Origin of the sequence: Erythrobacter sp. HI0063 (assembly GCF_001635685.1) — a bacterium.
Classification (GTDB): domain Bacteria; phylum Pseudomonadota; class Alphaproteobacteria; order Sphingomonadales; family Sphingomonadaceae; genus Qipengyuania.
Genome location: NZ_LWFF01000294.1, coordinates 1 through 270 on the forward strand (window position 1 = coordinate 1; position 270 = coordinate 270).

The following is a 270-nucleotide window of genomic DNA, read 5'->3' on the forward strand; positions in this document are numbered from 1 at the left end:
ACGCGCGACGCGGATCTTGTCCGCCGCATCGGGCACGCCACTGCGGTCGAGATCGAAGTCACGGGCATCGACTGGAACTTCTCCCCCACCGTCGCTGTCGCACGCGACGATCGCTGGGGCCGGACCTATGAAAGCTATTCCGAAGACCCGCGCCTCGTCGCCACGTTGGGCGCTGCACTGGTCGAGGGTCTGCAGGGCCGCAAGGGTTCGGACGATTTCCTCGGCCAGGGCCGCGTGATCGCCACCGCCAAGCATTTCTTCGGCGATGGC

Annotated in this window: 1 protein-coding gene; it reads left to right on the plus strand. The window is 66.7% G+C overall.

Features of this window, described 5'->3' with window-relative positions:
• Window positions 1-270, plus strand: a 270-nt coding sequence (locus tag A3736_RS10185) for a glycoside hydrolase family 3 N-terminal domain-containing protein (RefSeq protein WP_304439413.1), incomplete at both ends; no start/stop codon positions are given.